Here is a 2647-nt window from a genome sequence, read left to right on the forward strand (position 1 = left end):
GGTCAGATACCTTTTGCCACGCAAAAGTGATCTGACCCCAGGCGACGAAACCGTGACATCCGTCGGCTGTCGGAATGCCGTCAACGGGGCATGAAACTTGCCCGCGATAGCCGTCGCAGAATCGATCGGACACCGCCTGCAACCGCTCCCGATCTGAGCAGTCGATCACGACGGCTGCCGCTGGCGATGCCCTAGCCTTGGCGACGCGAGACCACCGGGGAGGTGGTCGCTCGGGGAACACAGATGGCACGCGTGCTGGTAGTGGGAACCGACATCCAGGGCGAGCAGGCCCTGCTGCAACGGCTGCGCCTGGCGTCGGCACTGCCGGACGGCCAGGTCCGCCGCAGCCAGGACCTGGACGACTGCGACCTGCTGGTCATCCGCGATACCCCGGCACTGCGCAACGCGGCCCAGCGCATGCGCCAGCAACGACCGCGCCTGCAATGCTGGATAGAGGACAACGGCGGCCAACTGCGCGACGGCGACGGACAGCAGGATGTGCTCGACGACGGTGCCATCGGCCGCGCGCTGCGTCGCATGCAGTTGGCACCGGAGCCCCTGGCCATGCCCGCACCCGCACTGATACGTCTGGCCGATGGCGCACACGCCATCACCCGCCTGCTGCGCGAGCGGTTGCCGCTGCGCCATGGCCAGGCACTGTTGAGTGATGCGGGCGAACCTTTGCTGTTGATGGATCTGGAGCACGACCAGGCCGTGCTGTTGCAGGAACCCGCGAGCGCGCTGGTGGAGCGCCTGGCCGATGCTTTCGAACGCCTGCAGCTGGATGCACTGACGCCAGCGCGCCTGCAGGCGCTGGCTGGTGAGCGACCACGCCAGCCGCTGCGGCCGCTGTTGTGGCAATGGGCGCAACGCAGCCGCCACTGGCAGGCATTGGACGAACGCCTGCGCGGCTCTTCGGTGAAGCTGCTGCGCTGGCCGGATTTCCGCGTACTGGGGCACGACCACGATGGTTTCCGCCTGTGCTCGTTGCTGCTCAAGCGCGCCTGTACGGTTGAAGAATGCGCGATGCTGCTTGAGCTGCCGGCGGCGGCCGTTCGCGATTTCATCCACGCGGCCTACCTGTGTGGCTACGCGCAGCTGCAGGCCGCCCCCGCGGCGGCGATGATGGCGACCGGTGGCACCCGCACCGACAACGGATTGCTTGCCCGCCTGTGGCGGCATCTGCGCGGGAGTGAGCGCAATGCGTGAGCACAAGGTGGTGGTGCTGGGCGGCATGGGCAGCGGAAAGTCGACGCTGGTGCGCAGCATTGCTGCGGGCGCAGTGATCGATACTGATGTGGCCAACAGTGATCGTTTCGGGGCCGACAAGGCCTCCACCACCGTCGCGCTGGACTATGCGGACATCGGCCTGCCCAACGGAGAACGCCTGCGTCTGTACGGAACGCCCGGCCAGCAGCGTTTCGATTTCCTGTGGCCGATCCTGCTACAGGGTGCACGGGGCGCGGTGCTGTTGCTGGATGCACGTCGCGCCGGCATTGCCAGCGAGCTGCAGGACTACCTGCAGGTGCTGCAGCCGTTCGCATCATCCCTGGCACTGGTCGTGGCCGTCACCCACCTGGACCAGGCACCACAGGCGGCGCTGGATGACTGGGCCACGCACGCCTGCCTCGACGACCAGCCGCTGCCGTTGCTGGCCGTCGATGCCCGTGACCGCGAACAGGGACTGCTGCTGATGGATGTACTGGTGAGCGAAATGGAAGCGCACGCATTGGTGGCCGCGTATGGGTGACGGGCAGATGGCGGTACTGCCCGATGCGGGCCAGCGTGAGCGCCTGCAGCCGCTGCTGCAGGACCTGCAGCAGCGGGTGGAAGGCGTCCGCACGGTGGTGCTGGCCAGCGTCGATGGTTTTGCCCTGGTCAGCGCCGGTGCCGAAGGGCGCGGCGAACGGCTGGCGGCGATGACCAGCGCGATGCTGGCGTTGGCCGCAGCGGTGGGGCGCGAACTGGTGCTGGGCGATCTGCAGACGCTGATGCTGGAAGCGATGGGCGGGAAGGTGCTGATGCTGGCAATCCAGGCCGAAGGGCGTGCGCCGCTGCTGCTGATGGCGGCCTGCGACCAGCGCAGCGTGATCGGGCAGGTGCTGTGGCAGAGCAGGGAATGTGGCCAGGCGATCCTGGCCGAACTCGGCGGATCGTGAGCCCGGCCGCAGGGGAACGAGGGGCTCGAACCAACATCGACAAGGGGTGCGACGTGGCTGGATTGAATGAATCGTTGAACGCACTGATGGGCATCGACGGCGCGCAGGCAGTGGCGCTGGTCGACTACGAAAGCGGCATGCTGCTGGGCGAAGCCGGTGCCGGCATGGACATGGAGGTGGCCGCTGCCGGCAACACCGAAGTGATCCGGGCCAAGATGAAGACCGCCGCCTCGTTGAACCTCAATGACAGCATCGAGGATATCCTGATCTCACTGGGCAAGGCGTACCACATCATGCGACCGGTCGCGAAGAAGAAGGGACTGTTCTTCTACATCGTGCTGGACCGGACCAAGTCCAACCTTGCACTGGCCCGACGCAAGGTGCAGGACGTGGAGGCCGAACTGGCGATCTGAGCCGGTAGTGCCGGCCGCTGGCCGGCGTCTGCATCGATCCATCGACGGTCCAGGTGCTGCCGGCCAGCGGCCGGC

General features: G+C 66.9%; 4 protein-coding genes. All 4 read left to right on the forward strand.

Going from position 1 to position 2647, the window contains the following annotated elements:
• Positions 1–243 precede the first annotated feature (243 nt).
• Genes ABGA94_RS01010 through ABGA94_RS01025 form a run of 4 tightly spaced genes read left to right on the forward strand, consistent with a single transcriptional unit; the run spans position 244 to position 2572 of the window.
• Positions 244–1209: a hypothetical protein gene (locus tag ABGA94_RS01010; protein ID WP_375366110.1), complete on the forward strand. Its 966-nt coding sequence runs from the start codon at positions 244–246 to the stop codon at positions 1207–1209.
• Complete coding sequence (locus ABGA94_RS01015) at positions 1202–1750, forward strand: ATP/GTP-binding protein (RefSeq protein WP_375366112.1); 549 nt, start codon at positions 1202–1204, stop codon at positions 1748–1750. The genes ABGA94_RS01010 and ABGA94_RS01015 overlap by 8 nt, the downstream gene beginning before the upstream one ends.
• Positions 1743–2159 (forward strand): roadblock/LC7 domain-containing protein, encoded by a 417-nt coding sequence (locus ABGA94_RS01020; protein WP_005419762.1) that lies wholly within the window; start codon positions 1743–1745, stop codon positions 2157–2159. Before ABGA94_RS01015 ends, ABGA94_RS01020 begins: the two co-directional genes overlap by 8 nt.
• Before the next feature lie 53 nt (positions 2160–2212).
• Positions 2213–2572, forward strand: coding sequence for a hypothetical protein (locus ABGA94_RS01025; protein WP_005419760.1), 360 nt, complete (start codon positions 2213–2215; stop codon positions 2570–2572).
• The last annotated feature ends 75 nt before the right edge of the window (positions 2573–2647 follow it).

Source organism: Stenotrophomonas sp. 3diitr2024 (assembly GCF_042136455.1).
GTDB classification, from domain to species: domain Bacteria; phylum Pseudomonadota; class Gammaproteobacteria; order Xanthomonadales; family Xanthomonadaceae; genus Stenotrophomonas; species Stenotrophomonas sepilia.

Bases quoted from the DNA above. Each gene is read 5' to 3' on its own strand.
- ABGA94_RS01010 (WP_375366110.1), top strand. From the start codon at position 244: ATGGCACGCGTGCTGGTAGTGGGAACCGACATCCAGGGCGAGCAGGCC.
- ABGA94_RS01015 (WP_375366112.1), top strand. From the start codon at position 1,202: ATGCGTGAGCACAAGGTGGTGGTGCTGGGCGGCATGGGCAGCGGAAAG.
- ABGA94_RS01020 (WP_005419762.1), top strand. From the start codon at position 1,743: ATGGGTGACGGGCAGATGGCGGTACTGCCCGATGCGGGCCAGCGTGAG.